Origin of the sequence: Actinomadura syzygii (assembly GCF_008085905.1) — a bacterium.
Lineage (GTDB): Bacteria > Actinomycetota > Actinomycetes > Streptosporangiales > Streptosporangiaceae > Spirillospora > Spirillospora syzygii.
This window is the reverse complement of sequence record NZ_VSFF01000015.1, coordinates 220,111-243,896: the sequence shown is the minus strand read 5'-3', so window position 1 is coordinate 243,896 and position 23,786 is coordinate 220,111. Positions and strand designations below refer to the sequence as shown.

The 23,786-nt window shown below is 73.6% G+C and carries 23 protein-coding genes; 13 read left to right on the top strand and 10 right to left on the bottom strand.

The features are described 5' to 3' along the window. Positions 1 to 47: 47 nt before the first annotated feature. From FXF65_RS36605 to FXF65_RS36545, 13 genes are all read left to right on the top strand, one after another. Positions 48 to 1,775, top strand: coding sequence for an N-acyl-D-amino-acid deacylase family protein (locus tag FXF65_RS36605; RefSeq protein ID WP_148354654.1), 1,728 nt, complete (start codon positions 48 to 50; stop codon positions 1,773 to 1,775). Next, positions 1,772 to 2,965: an amidohydrolase family protein gene (locus FXF65_RS36600; RefSeq protein WP_148354653.1), complete on the top strand. Its 1,194-nt coding sequence runs from the start codon at positions 1,772 to 1,774 to the stop codon at positions 2,963 to 2,965. Before FXF65_RS36605 ends, FXF65_RS36600 begins: the two co-directional genes overlap by 4 nt. Before the next feature lie 43 nt (positions 2,966 to 3,008). Continuing rightward, positions 3,009 to 4,181 (top strand): ABC transporter substrate-binding protein, encoded by a 1,173-nt coding sequence (locus tag FXF65_RS36595; protein ID WP_148354652.1) that lies wholly within the window; start codon positions 3,009 to 3,011, stop codon positions 4,179 to 4,181. A gap of 3 nt (positions 4,182 to 4,184) precedes the next feature. After that, positions 4,185 to 5,060: a branched-chain amino acid ABC transporter permease gene (locus FXF65_RS36590; RefSeq protein WP_148354651.1), complete on the top strand. Its 876-nt coding sequence runs from the start codon at positions 4,185 to 4,187 to the stop codon at positions 5,058 to 5,060. Beyond that, on the top strand, positions 5,047 to 6,087 hold the full coding sequence (locus FXF65_RS36585; RefSeq protein WP_148354650.1) for a branched-chain amino acid ABC transporter permease: 1,041 nt from the start codon (positions 5,047 to 5,049) through the stop codon (positions 6,085 to 6,087). Before FXF65_RS36590 ends, FXF65_RS36585 begins: the two co-directional genes overlap by 14 nt. Next, a complete protein-coding gene (locus tag FXF65_RS36580; RefSeq protein ID WP_148354739.1) occupies positions 6,084 to 6,863 on the top strand; it encodes an ABC transporter ATP-binding protein in 780 nt (259 codons plus the stop codon). Before FXF65_RS36585 ends, FXF65_RS36580 begins: the two co-directional genes overlap by 4 nt. Further along, positions 6,860 to 7,612, top strand: a complete 753-nt coding sequence (locus FXF65_RS36575) for an ABC transporter ATP-binding protein (protein ID WP_246199343.1) — start codon at positions 6,860 to 6,862, stop codon at positions 7,610 to 7,612. Before FXF65_RS36580 ends, FXF65_RS36575 begins: the two co-directional genes overlap by 4 nt. Continuing rightward, a complete protein-coding gene (locus FXF65_RS36570) occupies positions 7,609 to 9,141 on the top strand; it encodes a class I adenylate-forming enzyme family protein (protein ID WP_148354649.1) in 1,533 nt (510 codons plus the stop codon). Before FXF65_RS36575 ends, FXF65_RS36570 begins: the two co-directional genes overlap by 4 nt. Continuing rightward, positions 9,138 to 10,055: a TIGR03619 family F420-dependent LLM class oxidoreductase gene (locus FXF65_RS36565; RefSeq protein ID WP_222868929.1), complete on the top strand. Its 918-nt coding sequence runs from the start codon at positions 9,138 to 9,140 to the stop codon at positions 10,053 to 10,055. The genes FXF65_RS36570 and FXF65_RS36565 overlap by 4 nt, the downstream gene beginning before the upstream one ends. Next, positions 10,055 to 10,858 (top strand): hypothetical protein, encoded by an 804-nt coding sequence (locus FXF65_RS36560; RefSeq protein ID WP_148354648.1) that lies wholly within the window; start codon positions 10,055 to 10,057, stop codon positions 10,856 to 10,858. The genes FXF65_RS36565 and FXF65_RS36560 overlap by 1 nt, the downstream gene beginning before the upstream one ends. A 4-nt stretch (positions 10,859 to 10,862) precedes the next feature. After that, positions 10,863 to 12,320, top strand: coding sequence for an aldehyde dehydrogenase family protein (locus tag FXF65_RS36555; protein ID WP_148354647.1), 1,458 nt, complete (start codon positions 10,863 to 10,865; stop codon positions 12,318 to 12,320). A 14-nt stretch (positions 12,321 to 12,334) separates the two neighbouring features. Then, positions 12,335 to 13,405, top strand: a complete 1,071-nt coding sequence (locus FXF65_RS36550) for a zinc-binding dehydrogenase (RefSeq protein ID WP_148354646.1) — start codon at positions 12,335 to 12,337, stop codon at positions 13,403 to 13,405. Positions 13,406 to 13,674: 269 nt separating this feature from the next. Next, positions 13,675 to 14,262 carry a TetR/AcrR family transcriptional regulator gene (locus FXF65_RS36545; protein WP_187412708.1) on the top strand — a complete coding sequence of 196 codons (588 nt, stop codon included), beginning with the start codon at positions 13,675 to 13,677 and terminating at the stop codon, positions 14,260 to 14,262. A gap of 59 nt (positions 14,263 to 14,321) precedes the next feature. Here the strand turns inward: FXF65_RS36545 and FXF65_RS36540 are convergent, their stop codons facing one another. The 10 genes from FXF65_RS36540 to FXF65_RS36495 form a co-directional block, all read right to left on the bottom strand. Continuing rightward, the gene (locus FXF65_RS36540; RefSeq protein ID WP_148354644.1) at positions 14,322 to 14,963 is read right to left on the bottom strand and encodes a TetR/AcrR family transcriptional regulator; all 642 of its coding nucleotides are present in this window, start codon (positions 14,961 to 14,963) and stop codon (positions 14,322 to 14,324) included. Positions 14,964 to 15,119: 156 nt separating this feature from the next. Next, a complete protein-coding gene (locus FXF65_RS36535) occupies positions 15,120 to 16,313 on the bottom strand; it encodes an amidohydrolase family protein (RefSeq protein ID WP_148354643.1) in 1,194 nt (397 codons plus the stop codon). A 46-nt stretch (positions 16,314 to 16,359) separates the two neighbouring features. Then, the gene (locus FXF65_RS36530; RefSeq protein WP_148354642.1) at positions 16,360 to 17,421 is read right to left on the bottom strand and encodes an MBL fold metallo-hydrolase; all 1,062 of its coding nucleotides are present in this window, start codon (positions 17,419 to 17,421) and stop codon (positions 16,360 to 16,362) included. Between the two features lie 120 nt (positions 17,422 to 17,541). Beyond that, positions 17,542 to 18,354, bottom strand: a complete 813-nt coding sequence (locus FXF65_RS36525; RefSeq protein ID WP_222868928.1) for an enoyl-CoA hydratase/isomerase family protein — start codon at positions 18,352 to 18,354, stop codon at positions 17,542 to 17,544. Positions 18,355 to 18,375: 21 nt separating this feature from the next. Beyond that, on the bottom strand, positions 18,376 to 19,134 hold the full coding sequence (locus FXF65_RS36520) for an enoyl-CoA hydratase/isomerase family protein (protein WP_148354641.1): 759 nt from the start codon (positions 19,132 to 19,134) through the stop codon (positions 18,376 to 18,378). 56 nt (positions 19,135 to 19,190) lie between these two features. Next, the gene (locus FXF65_RS36515) at positions 19,191 to 20,354 is read right to left on the bottom strand and encodes an acetyl-CoA acetyltransferase (RefSeq protein ID WP_067887991.1); all 1,164 of its coding nucleotides are present in this window, start codon (positions 20,352 to 20,354) and stop codon (positions 19,191 to 19,193) included. Continuing rightward, positions 20,344 to 20,769 carry a Zn-ribbon domain-containing OB-fold protein gene (locus FXF65_RS36510; RefSeq protein ID WP_148354640.1) on the bottom strand — a complete coding sequence of 142 codons (426 nt, stop codon included), beginning with the start codon at positions 20,767 to 20,769 and terminating at the stop codon, positions 20,344 to 20,346. Before FXF65_RS36510 ends, FXF65_RS36515 begins: the two co-directional genes overlap by 11 nt. Next, positions 20,766 to 21,188 carry a MaoC/PaaZ C-terminal domain-containing protein gene (locus tag FXF65_RS36505; RefSeq protein WP_148354639.1) on the bottom strand — a complete coding sequence of 141 codons (423 nt, stop codon included), beginning with the start codon at positions 21,186 to 21,188 and terminating at the stop codon, positions 20,766 to 20,768. The genes FXF65_RS36510 and FXF65_RS36505 overlap by 4 nt, the downstream gene beginning before the upstream one ends. Next, positions 21,185 to 21,637 carry an FAS1-like dehydratase domain-containing protein gene (locus tag FXF65_RS36500; RefSeq protein ID WP_148354638.1) on the bottom strand — a complete coding sequence of 151 codons (453 nt, stop codon included), beginning with the start codon at positions 21,635 to 21,637 and terminating at the stop codon, positions 21,185 to 21,187. The genes FXF65_RS36505 and FXF65_RS36500 overlap by 4 nt, the downstream gene beginning before the upstream one ends. A 5-nt stretch (positions 21,638 to 21,642) precedes the next feature. Continuing rightward, a complete protein-coding gene (locus FXF65_RS36495) occupies positions 21,643 to 23,769 on the bottom strand; it encodes an acetate--CoA ligase family protein (RefSeq protein ID WP_187412707.1) in 2,127 nt (708 codons plus the stop codon). Between the last annotated feature and the right edge of the window lie 17 nt (positions 23,770 to 23,786).

The following is a 23,786-nucleotide window of genomic DNA, read 5'->3' as shown; positions in this document are numbered from 1 at the left end:
AACGGCCGATGCGACCCGCGACCCTTGCCGAAGACCTAGGAGGAGCGATGCTCGACCTCGCCATCACCGGCGCGACGGTGGTAGACGGCGGCGGCGGACGGCCGGTGACCGCCGACGTCGGCATCCGGGACGGCCGCGTCGCGGCGGTCGGGACGCTGGACGAGCCGGCCCGCGAGACCCTGGACGCGGACGGCCTCGTCGTCGGCCCCGGCTTCGTCGACCCGCACACCCACTACGACGCCCAGCTCTGGTGGGACCCGTTCGCCACGCCGTCCAGCTGGCACGGCGTCACCAGCGTGATCGGCGGCAACTGCGGCTTCACCCTCGCCCCGCTGCACAAGGGCGACGGCGACTACCTGCGCCGGATGATGGCGCAGGTCGAGGGCATGCCGCTCGCCGCGCTCGAAGAGGGCGTCGACTGGAAGTGGGAGAGCTTCGGGGAGTTCCTCGGCGGGCTCGACGGCAACCTCGGCGTCAACGCGGGCTTCCTGGTCGGGCACTGCGCGCTGCGCCGCTACGTCATGGGCCCGGACGCCATCGGACGGGAGGCGACCGAGCGGGAGGTCGCGGAGATGGCCGGGGTGCTGCGGCGGTCCCTCGCGGCGGGCGGGCTCGGGCTGTCGACGACGCGGTCGTCCACCCACAAGGACGGCGACGGGGAGCCCGTCGCGTCCCGCTGGGCCTCGCCGGAGGAGCTGATCAGCCTCTGCCGGGTCGTCGGCGAGTACCCCGGCACGACGCTCGAAGGGATGGTGCAGGGCTGCCTCGACCGGTTCAGCGACGACGAGATCGAGCTGTTCGCGACGATGAGCGCCACGGCCGGCCGCCCGCTCAACTGGAACGTCCTCACCGTCGACTCCACCGACGCCGACAAGATCGCGCACCAGCTCCGCGCCGCCGCCCGCGCCCGCGAACTGGGCGGCCGGGTCGTCGCGCTGACGATGCCGATCCTCGTCCCGATGAACATGAGCTTCCGGACGTTCTGCGCCCTCTGGCTGATCCCGGGTTGGGACGAGGTCCTGCGCGGCACCGTCGAGGAGCGCGTCGAGCGGCTGAGCGACCCGCGAGTGCGCGAGGACATGCTCGCCAAGGCGCGCGCCAGCTCGTTCGCCCGGCTCGCCGAGTTCGGCAACTACGTCATCGGCGACGCCTTCCACCCCGACCTGCGCGAGTTCGTCGGACGCCGGGTGGACGAGATGGCCGCCGAGCGCGGCGAGGACCCGTTCACCACCCTCGCCGGCATCGTCTGCAAGGACGAGCTGCGCACCGTCCTGTGGCCGCAGCCGACCAGCGACACCGCCAACGACTGGGCGCTGCGGAGCCTCGTGTGGGAGCACCCGGACGTGATGCTCGGCGGCTCCGACGCGGGCGCGCACCTCGACCGGATGTGCGGGTCGCCGTACTTCACCCGGTTCCTCGCCGACTCGCTGCGCGGCCGCAGGCTGGTGTCGCTGGAGCGGGCCGTCCAGCTGCTGTCGGACGTCCCGGCCCGGCTGTTCGGGCTGCGCGGGCGCGGCCGCCTCGAACCCGGCTACCACGCCGACGTCGTCGTGTTCGACCCGGCGACCGTGGACGCGGGACCGGCGACGCTCGTCCCCGACCTGCCCGGCGAGAGCCCCCGGCTGATAGCCGAGTCGGTCGGCGTGAAGCACGTCTTCGTCAACGGCGTCGAGACGATCCGGGACGGCGTGCCGACCGGGAGATTGCCCGGGACGGTCCTGCGCTCGGGCACCGAGACCGACACCGTCCAGACCAGGAAGGCAGCGCTGCGATGACCACGATCCCGCGCATCATCTCCGTCGACGACCACGTCGTCGAGCCGCCCGACCTGTGGACGTCCCGGCTGCCCGGCCGCTTCCTCGACCGGGGGCCGCGGATCGTCCGGCAGAAGGGGAGGCTGCGCATGCCGGGCGGGTGGCGCGAGGACCCGGACGGCGACTGGGCCGACGTCTGGCTGTACGACGACCTCGTCACGCCGCTGATGAAGCTGTCCGCCGCCGTCGGGTTCGAGGAGGTCGGCTTCGGCGCGGTCACGTTCGACGACATCCGCCCCGGCTGCTGGAAGCAGGCCGACCGGCTCGCCGACATGGACGCCAACCACATGGAGGCGTCGCTCTGCTTCCCGAACACCCTGCCCCGGTTCTGCGGGCAGGCGTTCATGGAGCGGGACGACAAGGAGCTCGCCCTGCTCTGCGTCCGCGCCTACAACGACTGGATGATCGACGAGTGGTGCGCGGGCCCGGCGCGCGGACGGCTGATCCCGCTGTCCATGGTCCCGCTCTGGGACGCCGAACTCGCCGCCGAAGAGGTCCGCCGGTGCGCGGCGAAGGGCAGCCACGCGGTGACGTTCTCGGAGAACCCGCATCCGCTCGGGCTGCCGTCCATCCACTCCGGCGTCTGGGACCCGTTCTTCGCCGCCTGCGAGGAGACCGGCACCGTCGTGTGCCTGCACATCGGGTCGTCGTCCAGCATGCCGGGGACGTCGCCGGACGCGCCGTTCATCATCAGCTCCACGCTCACGTTCCAGAACGCGATGGGCTCGATGCTCGACTTCGTCTTCTCCGGGACGCTCGCCCGCTTCCCGAACCTGACCCTCGCCTACTCGGAGGGCCAGGTCGGCTGGATGCCGTACGTGATGGAGCGCGCCGACAAGCTCTGGCACGAGCGGTCCGACAACTCGTTCGGCACCGACCTGCCCGAGCCGCCGACCAGCTACATCCGCGGCCGGGTGTACGGCTGCATCTTCGACGACGAGACCGGCCTCGCCAACCGCGACGTCATCGGCATGGACCAGATCTGCTTCGAGACCGACTACCCGCACGCCGACAGCACCTACCCCGACTCCGCCGACGTGGCCGCCCGCATCTGCGACAAGGCGGGCCTGGACGACACCGAGATCTACAAGCTGCTGCGCGGCAACGCGATCCGGGCCTTCGGCCTGGAGCGCTACGGCATCGCGGCCTGACCCGCTCCCTCCACCACCCCCCACGTAAGAGGAGACCACGGGCATGTCGCACAGGAGAACGATCGCGCCCGCCGTCCTCGCCGCCCTGGCCGTCGGCGCCGCCGCGGTGGGCTGCGGGGGCGACTCCGGCTCCGGCTCCGGCGAGCCGATCAAGATCGCCTGGATGGGCGCGGAGACCGGGGAGTACGCCACGAAGGACCGGCACTACGCCATCGACCTCGCGATCGCCGACATCAACGCCAAGGGCGGGATCGGCGGCCGCAAGGTCGAGTACAAGGCCTACGACGGGGGCCTCACCCCGCAGCAGGGCCTCACCGCGGTGAAGAAGGCGCTCGCCGACAAGCCCGCCGCCATCGTCGGGCTCTCCACGACCGCGCAGGTGAAGGCGACGGCGCCGCTGCTGAAGTCGGCCGGGATCCCGACGCTGCACGTCGCGCAGTCGCACACCCTCGGCAAGTCGACGCTGAACGTCGACAACGTCTTCCGGTACGGGCCGACCGAGGCGATGCAGACGCACGCGCTCACCGACTACATCGTGAACAACGCCAAGCCGAAGAAGGTCGGGCTGCTCGCGAGCACCGACCCGGGCTCGGAGGAGGCGGCGCGGCTGCTGCGCGCGGGCCTCACGGCGGGCGGCGTCGCGAACATCGTCGAGCGGCGGGTGCCGCAGACGGCGACCGACCTCACCGAGGCCGTCCTCGCCTTCCGCGGCGTGGACGCGACCGTGACCTGGAGCTTCCCGACGATCGACTCGCTGTTCCTGCGGCAGCGCGGGCAGAACGGGCTGACCGCCCCGACGTTCGGCGACAACAGCGGCGGCTCCATCCTCGGCGGGAGCCTCAACCCGCCCGCCGAGCTCAAGGGCTACCACTACGTGATCGCCTGCGACCCCGACCTGTCGCAGTCGCCCGAGGCGCAGGCGTACGTCGCCGGTTACAAGAAGAGGTACGGGCCGTCGCCGACCAACCCGCAGCTCGCGCAGGGCTACGACGCCTTCCGGGTGCTGGCCGCCGCGATCGAGAAGGCCGGGGGCACCGACCCGAAGGCGCTCACGAAGGCGCTCGGCGGCGTCACCCACCAGGGCGTCTGCGGCGCCTACAAGGCGGACGGGGAGAACGACCTCTACCATTCCGACGTCATCATCGACGCCGAGGGCGGGCTGACCGGGCGCAAGCTGCTCAAGACCTACGACGGCCTGACGAGCCGGGCGGGCTGACCGATGGGCCATTTCGTCGGCCTGCTGGCGTCCGGCGTCGCGCAGGGCGCGATCGCCGCGCTCATCGCGCTCGGGATCGTCCTGCTGCACCAGACGACGGGCGTGGTCAACTTCGCGCAGGGCGACCTGCTCACGCTCGGCGCGTACTTCGGGGTGTGGCTGGTCGTCGACCACGGCATCGCCACGATCCCCGCCTACCTCATCGTCGTCGCGCTGGTGTTCGGCGTGGGCGTCGCGATGGAGCGGATCGGGTACGCGCCGCTGCGGCGGCAGCCGATCCTCGCCGTCGTCATCTCCACGTTCGCGCTGGCCCTCGGCCTGCGCTCGCTGATCATCCTGTGGCAGGGCAACGACCAGAAGACGCTGCCGTCGCCGTTCGGCGGCAGGGTCTGGCACTTCGCCGGGGCCGCGATCCCGTACCAGAGCGTGCTGATCGTCGCGGTGACCGGCGTGGTGCTCGCCGGGCTCATGCTCATGCTGCACAGGTCGTCGATCGGGCGGCAGGTCCGCGCGCTCGCCGCCGACCGGGAGACCGCCCTGCTCCAGGGCATCCGCGTCACCCGGCTGTCGGTCCTGATGTTCGGGCTGTCGGCCGCGCTCGCCGGGCTCGGCGGGGTGCTCGTCGCGCCGACGCTGACCGTGTCGCCGCAGCTCGGGTTCACGCTGCTGCTGTCGTCGTTCGCCGCGACCGTGCTCGGCGGGTTCGACCGGATGGGCGCGACCGTCCTCGCGGCGTTCGGGATCGCGATCGTCCAGCAGATGGCCGCCGGATACGTCTCGGCCGACTACGTCGAGGCGTACCCCTACCTGATCCTGCTCGTCGCGCTGGTGCTGCGGCCCAGCGGACTGTTCGGGGAGGTCGTCCGTGTCCGCTACTGACCGCGCCGCCGCGGGGACGGGCCGCTCCCGGCCGGGCCGGCACGCCCCGCCGCCGATCCGTCCCGCGATCTTCGAGCGGCGGCAGCGCGAGTGGGTCGTCGCCGTCGCCGTGCTCGGAGCGCTGCTGCCGCTGCTCGTCCAGGGCCTGTACGGGACCGGCATCATGATCACGTCGGCGATCTACGGACTGCTGGCGCTCGGCTTCTACTTCCAGCTCACCCTCGCCGGGCAGTTCAGCCTGGCCACCGTCGGGTTCTACGCCATCGGCGCGTACACGTCGGTGTGGGCGTCGCAGCACGGCGGGTTCCTCGTCGGGCTCGTCACGGCGGTGTTCGTCACCGGCCTGATCGGGACGCTGCTCAAGCTCGCCCTCGCCCGCAGCCCGCTCATCCAGTTCGCCATCGCGACCCTCGCGTTCGGCGAGCTGACCATGATCGTGATGCGCAACTGGACGGGCTTCACCGGCGGCGGCACCGGCCGCTTCGGCATCGAGACGAAGATCTTCGGGCTGGCGCTGGACACCCCGCGCGAGTACTTCTACCTGGCCTTCGGCGTCCTCGTCGTCGGCATCGGGCTGGCCGTGCTCGTGGAGCGGTCGCCCGCCCAGCGCGACCTGGTCTTCGCCCGGACGATGGGCGACGTCGCCCGCACCACCGGGCTGCCCACCCGCCGCCTCCAGGCGGTGGCGTTCGGCATCGGCGCCGGGTACATGGGCGCCGCCGGGTCGCTGCTCGCGCACACCTCGGCGTTCATCGACCCGTCCTCGTTCCACGTCGAGACCTCCCTGGACGTGCTGCTCATGCTGCTGCTCGGCGGCAGCGGCTCGATCTGGGGGCCGCCGCTCGGCGCGGTCATCCTGACGCTCGTCCCCGAGTGGCTGCGCGACCTCGCGGACTACAAGGAGCTGGTGTACGCGGTGATCATCCTGCTGGTGATCGTGATGCTGCCGGGCGGGCTGGCGTCGCTGCCGGAGAAGGTCCGGGCCCGGCTCACCCGGCGTCCGCCGGGAGGGGCGGTGAAGCGATGAGCGCCGTGCGGGAGGAGACGCCGCTGCTGCGGTGCGACGGGATCACCGTCCGGTTCGGCGGTGTCACGGCGGTGGACGACGTGTCGCTGGAGGTGCGCCCCGGCGAGGTCGTCGGGCTGGTCGGGCCGAACGGGTCCGGCAAGTCGACGCTGCTGAACGTGGTGTCCGGGCTGGTCGGGGCGGCCGGGTCGGTGCGGGTGGACGGCGCGGAGGTCCCGCTGTCCAAGCCCGGCCGGATCACCCGGCACGGAGTGTTCCGCACCTACCAGACGCCGCAGGTCGATCCGGGCCTCACCTGCCTGGAGAACGTCATGGTGGCGTCCCGCGACCGGGGCCGCCGCACCACCGCCAGCGCCTGGCTGCGCCGCCGCTCGATGTGGGCGCGCGACCGCGAGCGCTGGGGCGAGGGCGCCGAGGCGCTGCGCCGCGTCGGCCTGCTCGACCGCGCGCACCAGCCGGCCGCCGGGCTCGCCTACGGGGAGCGCCGCCACCTGGAGATCGCGCGGGCGCTGATGGCGCGTCCCCGGCTGCTGCTGATGGACGAGCCCGCCGCCGGCCTCAGCTCGGTCGAGACCGAGCGGCTCGTCGAGCTGCTGGAGCAGGTCGCCGAGCTGGGCGGCAGCCTGCTGCTGGTGGAGCACAAGATCGCGTTCCTGGAGCGGCTGTGCGGCCGGATCGTCGTCCTGCAGACCGGCCGCCGCATCGCCGCCGGAACCCCCGCCGAGGTGTGGTCCCACCCCGAAGTGATCAGCGCATATCTGGGGGAGGCGAGGTGAGCGCTCTGTTGGAGGTTCGTGGGCTTGTTGTCTCGTATGGGCCCGTCGACGCGGTTCGCGGCATCGACCTGGAGGTCGGGGCGGGGGAGACCGTCGCGCTGCTCGGCGCGAACGGCGCGGGCAAGAGCTCCACGCTCCGCGCGCTGTCGGGGCTGGTCAAGGCGCGCGGCGAGGTCCGCTTCGGCGGGGCGGACCTGCGCCGCGTGTCGCCCGACGCGATCGCCCGCGCGGGGCTCGTCCACGTCCCGGAGGGGCGGATGCCGTTCCGCAGTCTCACGACCGAGGAGAACCTCCTCGTCGGGACCGTGGCGCGCGGCGGGCGCACCGCGGAGTTCGCGCTGTCCGACGTCTACGACCTGTTCCCGCCGCTGACGAAGCTGCGGCGGCGCGGCTCGTGGACGCTGTCCGGCGGCGAGCAGCAGATGATGGCGACCGGCCGGGGCCTGCTCGCCGCGCCGCGCCTCCTCCTGCTGGACGAGCCGTCGCTCGGCCTCGCCCCCGCCGTCGTCGACACCGTGTACGCGGCGCTGCGCGAGGTCAGGGAGAAGATCTCCGTCCTGGTCGTGGAGCAGAACGCCGGGCTCGCGCTCGGGCTCTGCGAACGCGCCTACGTGCTGGCCGCCGGGGAGATCGCCATGAGCGGACCGGCGGCCGAGCTCGCCGACCGGGAGAGCCTGCTCGCGTCCTACCTCGCCCGCGAGTCCGACGCCGACCACGAGGTCCACCAAGATGAGAGGCAGGCTGGATGACCACCCTCTTCGACATCATCGCCGGGCACGCCGAGACCGACCCCGACCGCCTCGCGCTGCTCACCGAGCAGGACGGCGTCCGCACCTACGGCGAGCTGTCCGGGAACGCGTCCGCGCTGGCCGCCGCGCTGCGCGTCAAGCTCGGCGTCCCGGCCGGGGCGCGGATCTGCGTGTGGGCGCGGAACCGTCCGGAATGGGTGGAGACGTACCTGGCGGCGGGCGCGGCGGGGCTCGCCACCGTCGCGGCCAACCCGGAGTGGACGGACGCCGAGGCCCGCTACGTGTGCGCGCACTCCGACTCGGTCGCGGTCGTGTGCGACGCGGACCTCGCCGCCCGCGCCGTCGCGCTCGCCGCCGAGATCCCGGGCCTCGCGCACGTGATCGCGCTGTCCGGCGACCAGGGCGGCGCACCGCCGCCGTCCGCCGTCTCCTACGACGAGCTGATCGCCACGGCACCGCCGCCGGAGGCCCGTCCGCGCCGGGACGCGTCCGCGTCGGCCCCGCTGCTCATGTACACGTCCGGCACCACCACCGGACGTCCCAAGGCCGTGGTGTCGGAGCCGAACGCCGCGACCGGGATCGACTACAACGAGATGTTCGGGCTCACCGCGTCCGACCGGGCGCTGGTCGTGACGCCGTTCTTCCACGGCAACGGCTTCGGCGGGCTCATGTCCGCGCTGGCCTACGGCGCGGCGGCGGTGTTCCCGCGCCGCTTCTCGGCCGGACGGTTCTGGCGCCTCGTCGACCTCTACCGGCCCACCTACCTGTTCACGCTCGCCCCGATCGTCAACATCCTGATGGGACGTCCGGCCGCGCGGCACGAGCGCGCGCACGCGTTCCGCGTGCTGATCGTCCTCGGCTGCGCGGGCGGCGCGCCCGCGATCGAGGAGCGGTTCGGCGCGCCGGTCATCGACTGGTACGGCATGACCGAGGCGGGCATGGGCACCTACACCCGGCTGGACGAGCCGCGCCGCCCCGGCTCGGCGGGCCGCCCGTTCCCCGGCTCCGGCATGGCGGTCGTCCGCTCCGACGGGACGGCGGCCGCGCCCGGCGAGACCGGCGAGGTCGTCTTCGACCGGGCGAAGATCGGTTTCGCGGGCTACCTCAAGGACGCGGAGGCCACCGCGTCCGCGCTGGACGAGCGCTGGTTCCACACCGGCGACCTCGGCTACTTCGACGACGACGGGTTCTTCTTCTTCGTCGACCGCAAGAAGGACATCGTGCGGCGCGGCGGGGAGAACATCTCGTCGATCGAGGTCGAGTCGGTCCTGCGGGAGCATCCGGGGGTCGCGGAGGCGGCGGTGCTGGCCGTCCCGGACCCGGTGCTCGGCGAGCGCGTCATGGCGTTCGCGGTCGCGTCCGACCCGGCGGCACCGCCCGCCGCGGACGAGGTCCGGAGCTTCACCGGGGAGCGGCTCGCGCACTTCAAGGTCCCCGAGGACGTCGTCTTCATCGAGCGGATGCCGCGCACCGCCACCGGCAAGATCGAGAAGTTCCGCCTCCGCGACCGCTTGGGGGAACCCAGGTGAGCGGGCTGACTTTCGGGCTCCAGTTGCCCGTGCAGGCGCAGTCGACGCTGTTCGCCCAACCGTGGGAGCGCGACGCGGGGCCCGCCGAGATCGCCGCCGTCGCGCAGGCGTGCGACGCGCACGGGTTCGACTACGTCGCCGTCTGCGACCACGTCGCCATCCCGCGCGAGCACGCCCCGCGCATGACGACGACCTGGTACGACACGGTCGCCACGCTCGGCTGGCTGGCCGGGATCACGCGGCGCGTGAAGCTGATGTCGCACGTGTACGTCGTCGCGTACCGCAACCCGCTGCTGACGGCGAAGGCGTTCGCGACGCTGGACGCGCTGTCCGGCGGCCGGGCCGTGCTCGGCGTCGGGGCGGGACACCTCGAAGGCGAGTTCGCGCTGCTCGGCGTCCCGTTCGCCGAGCGCGGCCGCCGGACGGACGAGGCCGTCCGCGCCATCCGGGCCAGGTTCGCGGACGAGTGGGGCGGCGGGGACGGCGGCCAGCGCCCGCGTCCGGTCCAGCCGGGCGGCCCGCCGATCTGGATCGGCGGCTCGTCGCCCGCCGCGATCGACCGGGCCGCGCGGCTCGGCGACGGCTGGCTGCCGCAGGGCCCGCCGCCCGGGGGGACGGCCGCGGCCGTGTCCGCGCTGCGCGCCCGGCTCGCGGCGGCGGGACGCGCGGACGCCCCGTTCGCGGTCGGCGGCGGCATGCACGTGTACGTGGGCGTCCCGCACGACGGCGTTCCGGAGCGCGCCGTCACCGGGGAGCCGGAGAAGATCGCCGCGCTGCTGCGGGCGGAGGCCGAGCTGGGCGTCACGCACGTGCAGCTCTCGTTCCCGGTCCGCGGGCACGAGGAGCTCGTCGACCAGATCGCCGCGTTCGCGCACGAGGTCATGCCGCTCGCCGGCGGCGGAGGGGAAGGCTGATGGACGACTACCCGGTCAAGGTCGGCGCGATGCTGTTCACGATGGTGGACCCGCACCGCGGCCACGAGGTCGCCTACAACCGCTGGTACGAGCGCGACCACTTCTACGCGGGCGTCATGGACGGTCCGCACGCCCTCGCCGGGGGCCGCTGGGTCGCGCCCCGCGCGCTCAAGGACCTGCGCTTCCCGGCGGACAGCCCGTTCGCCGAGCCGCTCGACGCGGGCTCCTACCTCTCCGTCTACTGGTACCTGAAGGGCAAGGTGGACGCGCACACCGCCTGGGCGGGGGAGCGCGTCTGGTGGCTGTACGACAACGGCCGGGGCTTCGCCGAGCGGTCGCACGCGCACACCGGCATCTACACGTTCGAGTCGGCCCGGTACGCCGACGACGACGGCGTGCCGATCGAGCTGGCGCTCGACCACGGCTACAAGGGGCTCGCGGTGATCGCCGCCGAACCGGTGGACGGCGGCACCGCGGACGGCCTGCGCGCCCACCTCGAAGACGGCCCGGCGGCCGGGCTGCTCGCGGCCGACGGCGTGGACGCGGTCTCGTCCTGGACGCCGCGTTCCGGCCCGACCGGGAACGGCGGCGGCGGTTCGCCGATGGCGCTGGGCACCACCGGCGGGAGCGCGGAACGGGTCGTCCAGCTCGTGTTCCTGGAGCGCGACCCGCGCGAATGCTGGGACGCCGTCCGCGCCTACGCGAAGGCGGTCGAGGCGGGCGGCGCCGGACGCGTCACGTTCGCCGCCCCGTTCCTGCCGACCGTCGTCGGCACGGACGCCTACACCGGCGAGCTGTGGTGAGCCGATGATCACCACGGAGACCCCGGCGCGGCTGTGGATCGGCGGCGAGCGGGTGGACGGGGAGGGCGGCGCCTACCCGGTCGTGAACCCGGCCACCGAGGAGGTCGTCGGGCTCGCGCCGAGCGCGTCCGCCGCCGACGCCGACCGCGCCGCGCGGGCCGCCGCCGACGCGTTCCCCGCCTGGTCGCGGACCGCGCCCGACAAGCGCGCCGAGATCCTCGACCGGGCCGCCGACCTGCTGGAGGCCCGCTACGCCGAGCTGTTCGCGCTCGTCCAGGCCGAGACCGGCGCGACGACCGCGATGACCCGCACCGCGCAGGTGCCCGCCGCCGTGGCGCGGCTGCGCCGGTACGCGCGCTCCGCCGCGGCGTCGCCCGAGGTCCCGCTGCCGCCCGCGGCCGACCCGGTCGGCCGCGGCGGGCTGGTCAACGCGATGGCCGTCCGGCAGCCGGTCGGGGTGGTCGCGTGCGTGACGTCCTACAACGTGCCGCTCACCAACGTCGTCGGCAAGATCGGCCCGGCGCTCGCGGTCGGCGCGACGGTCGTCGTCAAGCCCGCGCCGCAGGACCCGCTGGGCGTGATCGCGCTGGTCGGCGCGCTGCACGAGGCGGGCATGCCGCCCGGCGCGGTCAACCTCGTGGTGGCGCCGGGGCCGGAACCGTCCGAGGCGCTGGTCGCGTCGCCGCACGTGGACATGGTGAGCTTCACCGGCAGCACGGCGGTCGGCACCGCGATCGCCGAGGCGGCCGGCCGCGACTGCAAGCGCCTCCTCCTCGAACTCGGCGGCAAGGGCGCGAGCCTCGTCTTCGACGACGCCGACCTCGACGCCGCCGCGCGCGGCACCGCCAGCACCTACACGTTCCACTCCGGGCAGATCTGCACCGCGCCGACCCGGCTGATCGTCCAGCGCGGCGTGTACGAGCGGATGGTCGAGCGGCTGGCGGCCATCGCGGGGGCGCTGCCGGTCGGCGACCCGGCCGCGCCGGACACGGTCGTCGGCCCGCTGATCAGCGGCGCGCACCGGGAGCGGGTCGAGTCCTACGTCCGGGCCGGCGCGGCGGACGGCGGGACGGTCCTGGCGGGCGGCGCGCGTCCGCCCCTCGACCGCGGCTTCTACGTCGCGCCGACGCTGATCGCGGGCTGCGCGCCCGGTTCGCGGGCCGTCCGCGAGGAGATCTTCGGCCCGGTCGTCGTGGCGATCCCGTTCGACGACGAGGAGGAGGGGATCGCGCTCGCGGGCGACACCGAGTTCGGGCTGTACGACTACGTCTGGTCGCGGGACACCGTCCGCGCGATGCGCGTGGCGCGGCGGCTGCGCGCCGGGAACGTCGGGATCAACACGGTCGCCCGCAACCCGGAGACCCCGTTCGGCGGATTCAAGAAGAGCGGCGTGGGACGGGACGGCGGCGACTTCGCCCTCCACGCCTACACCGAACTCCAGAGCCTGGTATGGCCGGGATGAACGGGAGGGGCACGATGCGCGGCATCGTTTGGACCGGCGAGCTGGAGGTCCGCGACGACGTCTCGGTGCGGGCGCCGGGGCCGCGGGAGGTGGCCGTCCGCGTCCACCGGGCGGGGCTGTGCCACAGCGACGTGTCGGTCGTGAACGGGACGATCCCGTTCCCCACCCCCGTCGTCATGGGCCACGAGGGCGCCGGGGTCGTCGAGGAGGTCGGACCCGCCGTCTCCCACGTCGAGCCCGGCGACCACGTCGTGCTGACGACGCTCGGCAACTGCGGCCGGTGCGCCGCCTGCGACCGCGGCGAGCCGACGCTGTGCCGCGCCTCGCTCGGCGTCCGCGCCGACCGCTTCACCCTGGACGGCGCGCCCGCCTACCAGTTCGCGAACGCCGGGGTGTTCGCGGAGCGGACGGTCGTGCACGAGTCGCAGGCCGTCGTGATCGACCCGGACGTGTCGCTCGACGCCGCCTGCCTGATCGGCTGCGCCGTGCTGACCGGCGCGGGCGCCGTGCTCAACCGTGCGAAGGTGCGGCCCGGGGACACGGTGCTGGTGATCGGCGCGGGCGGGATCGGGCAGTCGGTCGTCCAGGCGGCTCGGATCGCCGCCGCCGGGCGGATCGTCGTGGTGGACGCGAACCCGGCCAAGGAGGAGACGGCCCGGCGGTTCGGCGCGACCGACTTCGTCGACGCGTCCGCCGCGGGCGACGTGCCCGCCGCCGTCCGCGACCTCGGCCTGCCGGACGGCGTCGACCACGCCTTCGAGTGCGTCGGGCACCCGTCCCTGATCAGGCAGGCCGTCGACCTGCTCGCCTGGGGCGGGACGTGCGTGCTGCTCGGCGTCCCGCCGCGCGACGCGGAGGCCGCCTTCCAGGTCGCGTCGCTGTACCAGAACAAGTCGATCCTCGGCTGCCGGTACGGTGCGGCGCGTCCGCAGCACGACATCCCGCTGCTGGTCGGCCTGTACCGTGCCGGGCGCTTCGACCTGGACGCCATGGTGAGCCGCGTCTACGACCTCGCCGGGATCGGCGCGGCCATCGACGACCTCGCCGGGGGGAGGCTGAACCGCGGGGTGCTCGCGGTCGCCTGAGCGGCGCACCCGCCGCGCCTTCCCGCAAGGGTGACATCAGTGAATCTTCGCGCGAAAGCCTACGTCACGGGCGTTACCCGGCATCGATCAACGATGTCGCATACACACATGTCATTAGCGTGTAAGCTCCATGCTCGCACCGCCCGGCGGGACGGGCCGGTGCCGCCGGCGCGCCGCGCGCCGGGACCGACAGGCGTCGAATGTCGAGGGGGTCGAGCCCGTTGGCCGAACCGGTTCCGGCCGGCCAGGAGAGCGGACTCCGGTCGAGGTTGACCGAGGCCGGCCTGGCGGCGTTCGCCCGCCACGGCTACGCGAAGACCACGGTCGACGACGTGATCCGGCAGGCCGGCACGTCCCGGGCGACGTTCTACCGGTACTTCGAGAACAAGCGCGCCCTGTTCCACGAGCTGAGCGGCGACTGCTTCCGCGAGCTGCGGGCGCTCGCCGACCGGCTCGGCGCGCTGCGCCCCGAGGAGGACGCCCGCGCCCGGCTGCGGCTGTTCCTCGCCGACTACGACGCGCTGCACGTCCGGTTCAGCGGCGTGATCAGGGCGTGGACCGACAACGTCGCCCCGCTCGACCCGGAGCTGGCCAAGGAGGCCGACACCGCGTTCGTGAAGCTCGTCACCGCCTTCTGCGGCCCGATCGACGCCGCCGGGACGACGTCCGACGTCCCGACCGAGCTGCGCGCCGCCCTGCTGTACGTGGTGGTCGAGCGCATCCACTTCTACGCCCGCTCGCAGTACTCCGACATCGACATCGACCGTCTGCACGACACGCTCGCGGTGATGATCCAGCGGGCGTTCTTCGGCGGCGGCGTCCCCACCGGCTCCCGCCTGCGCATCGGCGGCCGCTAGCCCCGGCCCTGCACACGCCGGGCCGCGTGGGTCAGGCGGTGTAGGTCAGACGGTGTAGGTCAGGCGGCGGACGCGGCGGGGGCGCCGAACAGCGAGCGGTGGACGAACTCGGTGAGCACGGTGACGATCTCGCGGTAGCTGGCGACGAGCGAGCCGTAGTAGTAGGTGAAGTTCGTCCGTTCGAGCGTCGCGTAGATGACGAGCGCGGCGAGGTTCGGGTCGATCCCGATCGCGTCGCTCTCCCGGATGCGGGCGGCGAGGATCCGGCGGTACTCGCCGAGCATCTCGACGCCGTTGCGGGCGATGTCCTCGGCGGCGGCCTGCGCCTCGACCAGCGCCCGGAACATCGGCATGTGCCGCTGCTGGTGGTCGCAGAAGCGGCGGACCCACGCCTCCAGCTCCGCCCGCCCCTCCGGGCCGGGCGCCAGCGGGCCGAGCGTCCGCAGGACGTCCGCGAGCCCGGTGCGGGTCGGCTCCAGCGCCTCCCAGAGCACGTCGGTCTTGTCGGTGAAGTACAGGTAGAAGGTGCCGTAGGACGTCCCCGCGCGCTCGGCGATCCGGGCGATGCGCGCGTCGTGGTAGCCGTGCGCGGTGAACTCCTCCACGGCGGCGTCGAGCAGCAGCGCGGCCGTGCGGCGCCCCCGCGGCCGGGACGGCCGCTCCTCGGCGGGCGGCTGCTGAGCCGGGCTGTCGTCGTCCACGTCTCGACCTTAGAGGATGCGGGATAGGAACGGACCCCCACCAGCGGAAGGGGCAGGGGTCCGTCGTCGGTCAGGTGACCGCAGCGACGCGCCAGCGGCGCGAGGATCACCTGACCGCGCCTTGGGGGTCTGGGGGTCGCCCCCCAGACGGACAGGTCAGGCGGAGACGCCCAGGAGGCCCATCATGTTGCCGCCCATGATCTTGCGGATGTCCGCGTCGGCGAGGCCCTGGAGCTCGTCCACGTAGGACAGCGGGTCGGCGAGCCCCTCCACGTGCGGGTAGTCGGACCCGAAGATGATGCGGTCGGAGCCGAGCAGGTCGATCAGGCCGCGCGGGTCCTCCTCGTGGAACGGGTGCATGTAGAAGTTCCGCTTGAACGTCTCGGACGGCTTCTCCGGGAACACCTGCGGCATCGTCCCGTAGGTCTCGTCGAGGTGCTCCAGCAGGTGGGGCACCCACCCGGCGCCGTTCTCGATCAGCGCGATCCGGATGCCGGGGTGCCGGTACAGCGCGCCGTGGAAGATCATCGAGGTGACGGCGTCCTGGATCTCGCGGTGCGCGTTGCGCATCGCCGCGGTGAACGGCATCGGCTGCGCGAACGCCTGCATCTCGAGCTGCGTCCCCTCCCACTCGTTCCAGTAGCGGTTGTAGCCGCTGTCGGACGCGTGGAAGACGACGAGCGTGCCGGACTCCTCGATCAGCTTCCAGTACGGGTCGTACTCGGGCAGCGCGAACGAGCGCGGCCCCTGGTAGCCCCACGCGGGAGCGGGACGCATCAGCACGACCTTGGCGCCCTTGTCGAGCACCCACTCCAGCTCGGCGATGGCCTTGTCGACCAGGCCGGGCGTGATGATGGGCGTGGAGAAGATGCGGCCCTCGTGGGCGAACGGCCAGTCCTCCGACATCCACCGGTTGAGGGCGTGGACGGCGGCGGAGCACAGGTCGGGGTCGTCCCGCATGCGCTCCTCGACGAGGCTGGCGAGCGTCGGCATCATCAGCGAGTAGCCGAGGCCGAGCTCGTCCATCAGCTCAAGCCGCGGCCCGGCCTCGCGGAAGGCGGGCGGGCAGTCGATGCCCCGGCCGATGATCTGCCGGATGCTCTTGCCCTCGGGGTTGCCGTGCTTGAAGTACTCCTCCTGCGCGCCCGGCTTGCCGACGCGGTCGAACGTCGGGTTCGGGATGTAGTCGCTGATGTGCCCGCGGACGACGATCTTCGTGCGGCCGTGGACCTCGACGTAGTCGATGGCGCCCTTGTACTCGTCCGGCAGGTGCCTGGTCAGCGCTTCGCGCGTCTCGTACAGGTGGTTGTCGGCGTCGAACACCGGGAAGCCGAGTTGGCGAGATGGCATGCGGACCTCCTCCTCAGTCCCTCTAATCTATCAGACGACTGGTAGGTTACAAGGTGCCGGGAAGCAGCTCGGGCGGCCACCAGCGCTCGGGTCTGCCGCCCGACCTGACCAGCCGTCCGCGCTGTTCGAGCAGGAGCATGTGGGCGAGCGTCTCGCCGGTGGCGGCGCGCTTGGAGTGCGTGTCGAAGGACGCCCAGGGACGCGACCAGGTGAGCCGGCTGCTGATCCGCCAGCAGTCCGCGCCGGGCCGCTCGCGCAGCGCCTTCTCGATCTCCTCCAGCCGCTCCTCGTGGTGCTCGAGCAGGTGCGCGACCCGTCCGGGCAGGTCGGCGAAGCGGTACTCGTGGGCGGGCAGGACCTCCCGGACGTCCAGCCCGGCGACCCTGCGCAGCGAGTCGAAGAAGTCCTGGAGCGGGTTCGCGCGCTGCTGCGGGTGCATCGAGATGTTCGGCGTGATCTTCGGCAGGACGTGGTCGCCGGAGAACAGCAGCCCGCGGCCGGGGTCGGTGAAGCACAGGTGGCCGGGGGAGTGGCCGGGCGTCCAGACCGCGCGCAGGTCCCAGCCGCGCAGGTCCAGGCGCCGGCCGTCCTCGATGAGGCGGTCGGGCCGCGCGACCGAGACGAAGCGGCGCATGCCCATCGACGCGCGGGCCTGCTCGTCCGGGGTGCCGATGCGCTCCAGCAGGACGCGGTTGTCCTCGATCAGGGTGTCGACGTCGTCGTAGCGGACTTCGAGCAGCGCCGCGTCCGCCGGGTGCAGGCCGATCCACGCGCCCGACTCCTCGCGGATGCGGTGGGCCAGCCCGTAGTGGTCGGGGTGGATGTGCGTGACCAGGACGGCGCGGACGTCGGCGACGCCGAACCCGGCCGCGCCGAGGCCGGCGGTGAGCGCGTCCCACGCCTCCGCGGTGTCCCAGCCCGCGTCGATGACGGCGACGCCGTCCGGCAGCTCCAGCGCGTAGACGAGGACGTAGCGCAGCGCCTCCAGCGGCAGCGGGACGGGGATCGACCACAGCCCGCCGCCCAGATCCTCGACCGGCGGGATCGACTTTCGCCGCCACGCCTCCCACTGCACGCGGGACACCGGCCCCGGCTCGTGTTCACTCATCGGTGGGTTCCCTCGCTCCGACGGCCGTCGCCCGGTCCCTCGAATATACCAGCCGTCTGGTAGGTAACGAGATCGTCGGGGGCGGGGACCGGCGGGCCGGGGCCACCGGTCCCGGCGCGCTCAGCGGCCCTGGAACTTGGGCTTGCGCTTCTCCACGAACGCGGCCGCGGCCTCCTTGTGGTCGTCGCTGACGAACGTCGCGCCCTCCAGCAGCAGGCCGCTCTCCAGGGTGAGCGCCATCCGCTCCCGGACGATCTTGTTCAGCGTCGCCTTCGTGCCCTGCACGGCGAGCGGCGCGCCGTCCGCCAGCTTCCGCGCGACGCGCTCGCTCTCGGCGGCGAGGTCCGCGGCCGGGACGGCGCGCAGCACCATCCCGTAGCGGGCCGCGTCCGCGCCGGTCAGCGGCTCGCCGGTGAGCAGGTGGTAGCGGGCCGCGCCGAGCGGCATCAGCAGCGGCCAGGCGACCGCGCCGCCGTCCCCGGCGACCAGCCCGACCGCGACGTGGCTGTCGGCGATCTTCGCGTCCTCGGCGGCGACGACCACGTCGCAGAACAGCGCGATCGTCGCGCCGAGCCCCATCGCGTAGCCGTGCACGGCCGCGACGATCGGCTGCGGCACGGCGAGGATCGTGTCGAGGATCTCCGTCGCCTTGAGCGTGCCGAGGACGCGGCTCGCGGGCGGCGGCTGCTCCGCGGCGGTCGTCTGCTCGTTGAAGCTCTTGACGTCGCCGCCCGCGCAGAACGCCCGCCCCTCGCCGCGCAGCAGGACCGCGCCGACGGACTCGTCGGCCGCGACGAGCCGCAGCACCTCCGACAGCTCGCGCTCCAGCCCGCCGCCCATGGCGTTGAGGCGGTCCGGGTTGTTCAGGGAGACGGTCAGCAGCCGGTCGTCCTGCGTCACGAGGACCTTGGTGAAGCTCCCGTAGTCGGGCACGTGCTCTCCTGTTCCGCGCGGTCAGCGCTTCATCTCGTCGATCTTCGCGGCGCGCGCCGCCGCGCGGCCGGGGGCGCCGAGCGCCGCCTCCTGCGCCCGCGCCTCCTCCTCCAGCTGCTCGGCCAGGTGCGCCCGCGCGGCGCCCGCGAGCAGCCGCTTCGTCAGCGGGACGGCGAGCCCCGGACGGCCGGCGAGCCGGGCGGCGAGGTCGAGCGTCCGCGGCACCAGCGCCACCGGCTCGACGACCTCGGTGACGAGCCCCCAGCCGAGGGCCTCCGCCGCGGTGAGGCGGCGTCCGGTGGTGAGCAGCTCGAACGCGCGCGCGTAGCCGAGCAGCCGGGCCAGGTAGTAGGAGCCGCCGCCGTCCGGGACGAGCCCGATGTCGGCGAACGCCGGGACGAACCGCGCCGCGTGCGAGGCGATCCGCAGGTCGGCGGCGCAGGCGAGGGACAGCCCGAACCCGGCCGCCGGGCCGTTCACCGCCGCGATCACCGGCTTCTCCAGCGCGGCCATCGCCAGCATGTCGGCATTGAAGGTGGCGCGCAGGCCGCCCGCCGGACGGCTGGCATCCGGACGCCGCCCCGCCTTGAGGTCGGCGCCCGCGCAGAAGCCGCGCCCGGCGCCGGTGAGGACGACCGCGCGGACCGCCGAGTCCGCGGCCTCCCGCCAGGCCAGCGCCATGCCCTCGACGACCGAGTCGTCGACGGCGTTCAGCACCTCGGGACGGTTCAGCGTCACCAGCAGCACGCTGCCGTAGCGCTCGGTCAGCACGGCCGTCATGCGGCGCGTCCTCCTTCGTGTGGGGGAGGCGCCGCGCACCGAGACCAGCTCGACGGTCACAGCGTCGCCTCCGTTCCGAGCAGGGCGGTCACCTGGGACGAGAGCTGGCCGCCGTTGCCGTGCGCGAGCGCCACCTCGGCGCCGTCGCGCTGCCGCTCGCCGCACTCGCCGCGGAGCTGCCGCACCGCCTCGATGATCGTGAAGATGCCGAACATGCCGGGATGGCAGTACGACAGGCCGCCGCCGCTCGTGTTGACCGGCAGCTCGCCGCCGGGCGCGATCCGCCCGCCGGAGACGAACGCGCCGCCCTCGCCCTTCGCGCAGAAGCCGAGGTCCTCCAGGAACAGGACGGTGTTGACGGTGAACGCGTCGTACACCTGCACGACGTCCACGTCGGACGGCCCGAGCCCCGCCATCGCGTACGCCCGCGCCGACGACTCGGTCGCGGCGGTGACGGTCAGGTCCGGCATCTCGGAGATCGTCCGGTGCCAGTGCGCCTCCCCGGCGCCGAGCAGGTAGACGGGCGGCTTGCGGGCGGCCCGCGCCCGCTCCGGCGTGGTGACGACGACCGCGCCGCCGCCGTCGGTGACGAGGCAGCAGTCCAGCTTGGACAGCGGGCTGGAGATGACGCGGCTGTTCAGGACGTCCTCGACGGTCAGCGGGCCGCGCTCGAACGCCACCGGGTTGAGCTGCGCCCATTTCCGTGCCGCGACCGCGACCTCCGCGAGCTGCTCGCGGGTCGTCCCGTACTGGTGCATGTGCCGGGACGTGGCCAGCGCGTACCCGGTGATCGGCTGGCGCGGCCTGAACGCGGCCTCGTAGGACGGCAGCTCCGGCGGCCCCATGCCGAGCCGGGCCCGGCCGGAGTCGGCGCGCGGCGTGCTTCCGTACACGAGCAGCGCGACCTCGCACGCGCCGGACGCGATCGCGAGCGCGGCGTGGTGCAGGAACGACACGAACGCGCTGCCGCCGACCATCGTGCCGTCGCTGTAGCGGGGCCTGATCCCGAGGTACTCGCCGACGTCGAGCGGGGCCATGCCGCGTCCGGCGATCGCGGTGAACAGGCCGTCGACGTCGTTCTTCGCCAGGCCCGCGTCGTCCAGGGCCCGCGCGGCGGCCTGGGCGGCGAGGTCGATGGCGTAGCGGCCGGGGCCCACCTCGCCGAGGTCCGACTCGGCCACCCCGGCGATCGCGGCCTTGCCGCGCAGGTCAGGAGCCATCACGCGCCTCCTCCGGGACGAACTCCTCGGGGACGAACTCCGCCGGGACGAACACCGGGCGCGGCTCGCGGTCCCCGTCGCGCGGCTCGACGCGGGCCCGCACCCGCATGCCGATGCGGACGGCGTCCGCCGGGACGCCGACGACGGAGCTCATCATGCGGAAGCCCTCGTCGAGATCGACCAGCGCGACGGAGTACGAGTCGGCGTCGCGGCGGGCGAGGGCGCTCGTCGCGTACACCGTGCCGAGCCCGGCGCTCTCCCGCCAGGCGAGCCGCCCGCTCCCGCAGCCGGGGCAGGTCACCCGGGGATGGAACACCGCGGCCCGGCAGTCGTCGCACCGCTGGTAGGCGAGGACCCCCTTGTCGAGCCGCTCGACATAGCCCTTGTGCGGGGCCGCTTCCACCGGTTCGCTCACTTCTCCTCCTCGGGATGGACGGCGGTCGCGGTGGCGGTCGCGGTGCCGCGCAGCACGACCGCGCGCTCGCCGTCCGGGGACTCGCGCTCCACCCGCAGCTCCGCCCGCGCGAGGCCGTCCTCGGTGGTGCCGGTGATCTCGCCGGACAGGATCAGCGTGTCGCCCGGCCACACCTGCGCGACGTACCGGACGCCGTAGCTGCGCAGGTTGCGGCGGCCGAGCCAGTCGCAGGCGAAGCCGGACAGGATCCCGGCGGTCAGCAGCCCGTGCCCGAACACCGACGGGTACCCGGCGGACGCGGCGAAGCCGTCGTCGTGGTGGATCGGGTTGAAGTCGCCGCCCGCGCCCGCGTAGCGGACGAAGTCCGTCCTGGTCAGCGGGCCCACTCTGACCTCGGCCGCTTTCGTCGCCGTCGTCATGAGGCGGCTCCGAGCTCGATCATCGTGCCGCGCAGCCGCAGCACGGTCTCGCCGCGCTGGTTGACGAACGTGTTCTCCCTGATGATCAGCGTCATCGGGCCGCGGCCGCCCCGCTTCTCGACCATGTCCACGACGCGGCCGCGGACGGTCAGCACGTCCCCGGCGACGATGTCGCCCAGGTACTCCCAGTCGGCGCCGCCCGCGAGCACCCGTTTCAGGTCGACGCCGAGGTCGTCCTCGACGGAGGTCTTCGGCGCCCAGTGCTGCCCGACCGCGCTGAACGTCGGCGGGACGGGGACGTCCGCGTACCCGGCCGCGCGGGCCGCGGCCCGGTCGGTGTACACCGGGTCGGACGCCCGCACCGCCAGCGCGAACTCGGCGATCTTCCCGCGCTCCACCTCGATGGTGTACGGCGGCCACTCGAAGCCGATCTTGCCGAAGTCGGCCATCGCCCTCAGCCCTCCTCGTCGGCGAGCACGATCAGCGCGTCCGCCGCCACGGCGTCGCCGCCGGCCACCCGCACCGGGTTCACGTCCACCTCGGCGATCTCCGGGACCTCCAGCGCCAGCGCGCCGAGCCCGGTCATCGTCGCGGCGAGCAGGTCCAGCTCACCGGGGGACAGGCCGCGCGAACCGCCGACGAGCCGTCCGCCGAGCAGCCCGCCGATCGCGTCCTTCGCGGCGGCGGCGTCGAACGGCGGCCGCAGCAGCGCCGTCTCCGCCAGCATCTCGATCATGATCCCGCCGGGGCCGAGCGCGACCATCGGGCCGAACACCGGGTCGTGCCGCATCCCGCAGCCGATCTCCAGCCGGGCCGGGGCCATCTCCTGCACCAGCACCCCGGAGATCATCGCGTCCGGGGCGCGGCGCGCGACCTCGGCGAGCATGTCGCGGTAGGCGTCCTTCACCGCGTCCGCGCCGGACACCCCGAGCCGCAGCCCGCCGACGTCCGACTTGTGCGGCAACTGGTACGACATGACCTTGAGCGCGACCGGGCCGCCGAGCTTCCCGGCCGCCGCGGCGACCTCGTCCGGGCCCGAGTCGCGGACGCCCCGCACGTAGATCTCCCGCGTCACCGGGATCCCGTACTCGGCCATCACCCGCTTCGCCGTCGACTCCAGCAGGACGCCCTCGCCCAGGTTGCGCGCCTCGACCAGCATCGAGCGGACGCGGCGGGCGCGGTCCTCGTCCGGGACGAACTCCGGCGTCGCGGGCGGGCGGCGCAGCGTGTGCCGGGCCAGCGCCGCCAGCGCGTGGACGACCCGCCGAGGGTCGGTGAACGTCGGCACCCCGGCCTTCTGGAAGTCGTCCAGCCAGGTCGTGCAGAGCACCGCGAACGGCTTGTCCGTCGACCGGTACGTCTCGATGATCGCGTCGTTGGCGGCGCCGGGACGCGCCCACGTCACGGTCGCCGCCATGTCCACCACCGACCCGCCGACGACCTCGCCGAGCACCGTCTGGAACAGGTCGGGCGCGGCGGTGATCTGCGCGGTCGTGTCCACCGGGTTGGACGCCGAGCCGTAGAACGGCTGCGGCATCTTCGCGGCGATCGCGTCCCGCTCGTCCGGCGGGAACTCCGGGACCGACAGCCCCGCCATGCCCGCGCCGTCCGCCAGCAGCACCCCGGCGCCGCCGGACGTCGTCATGATGCCGATCCGGTCGCCGCGCGGGCGGCGCCCGTCCTGGAAGATCATTCCGAGGTCGAGCATCTCCTCCATCGTGTCCGCGACGACGACGCCGTGCTGGCGGCACACCGCGTCGAACACCTCCGCCGAGCCGACCACGGACGCGGTGTGGCTGAGCGCCGCCCGCGCCGCCTCCTCCGACCGCCCGGCCTTCAGCAGGACCAGCGGCTTGTCGAGTTCGGCGGCCCGCCGCGCGGTCTCGACGAACACGTCCGGGTCGCGGAGCGTCTCGCTGAACGCGAGCAGCACGCGCGTCTCGTCCCGCTCGACGAGGAACCGCAGCACCTGGGCGATGTTGACGTCCACCTCGTTGCCGGTGCTGACGAACCAGCCGAGCCGCAGCCCGGCGAGCTGCGCCTTCTCCGCGATGTAGGAGCCGAACCCGCCGCTCTGCGAGACGAGCGCGACCGGCCCGACCGGCGGCAGCGGCGTGCCGGGCGGCATCGCGAAGCTGGCCGCGACCCCGCCCGCCGAGCTGAGGTAGCCGATGCAGTTCGGGCCGACGACCCGGACGCCGGTCCGCGCGGCGGCTTCGGCCAGTTCGCGCTGGAGCTCAGCGCCGTCCGGCCCCGCCTCGGCGAACCCGGCGGTCAGCACGACCGCGCCGCCGACGCCGCGCTCGCCGCACTGCTCGATCACCCCGGCCACGTGTTCGGCGGGCACCGCGATCACCGCGAGGTCCACCGGTCCGGGCAGGTCGGCGACCGACCGGTACGCCCGGTCGCCCTGGACCGCCTGGTCGCGCGGATGCACCGGGTACAGCGCGCCCTTGAAGTTCAGCGCCAGGTTCCCGTACACCTGCCCGCCGATCCGCATCTCCTGGTTGGACGCCCCCACCATGGCTATCGAGCTCGGCGCGAGCAGCCGCTCGATGCCCGTCCGCTTCGCTTCTCCCACTGCGCCTGCCTCCGTGT